Raw genomic sequence first — 797 nt, 5'->3', positions numbered from 1 at the left:
TAGGAAGTGTTAACAGTGATTACTTTGTGGCATGGAGCAAATGTTGACGGACGCGCAGTGGGCGCGGTTGGCGCCGCTGTTGCCGGGGCGGCCGGGCACGAGTGGCGGGCGTGGGCGCGACAACCGCCAGTTTGTGGAAGCCGTGCTGTGGCTGGCGCGCAATGGGGCTCGGTGGCGGGCCCTGCCCAAAGAGCGAGGCAACTGGCACACGACGTACACGCGCTTCCAGCGGTGGGCCGCTTCGGGCGTGTGGCAGCGCGTGTTCGAAGCCGTGCAAGACGAAGCGGCCCTGCACACGTTGCTGGTCGACTCGACCACGGTGCGGGCGCACCAGCACGCGAGCGGAGCGCGCAAAAAAACGGACCGCAAGCCCTCGGGCGCAGCCGCGGCGGGCTGACGACCAAGGTGCACGTGGCGGCCGATGCCCGCGGCCGGCCGGTGCGCTGCCGCCTCAGCGCCGGCCAGCGCCACGATGCCCCGCAGGCCCTGCCGCTGCTCGACGGGCTGGCTCCGGCCTACCTCGTGGCCGACCGGGGCTACGATTCCGACCCCTTGGTGGCCGCCCTGGCCGCCCGCGGCACCGTGGCCGTGATTCCGCCCCGGCGCAAGCGCCGCCATCCGCGGGCTTACGACCCGGCCCGCTACGCCCAGCGCCACCCCGTCGAGCGGCTCTTTAGCCGCCTCAAGCAGTTCCGCCGCGTGGCCACGCGCTACGAGAAGTTGGATGCCCATTTTTTGGCCTTTATTCACCTCGCCGCAACCGTTCTCTGGTTGCGTGACTGTTAACAACTCCTAGC

General features: G+C 69.8%; 1 protein-coding gene. It reads left to right on the top strand.

The genetic code is table 11. The features are described 5' to 3' along the window. The first annotated feature begins 31 nt into the window (after nucleotides 1–31). Nucleotides 32–786, top strand: a protein-coding gene (locus ACYVHT_RS23310; RefSeq protein ID WP_460557801.1) for an IS5 family transposase whose coding sequence is annotated in 2 segments (ribosomal slippage) — nucleotides 32–365 and nucleotides 365–786 — 756 coding nt in all. Because the reading frame shifts where the segments join, the coding sequence is not laid out codon by codon here. Nucleotides 787–797 lie beyond the last annotated feature (11 nt).

The organism is Hymenobacter daeguensis (assembly GCF_054780555.1).
The sequence above is the reverse complement of the archived record's forward strand: the minus strand, read 5'-3'. Positions and strand labels throughout refer to the sequence as shown.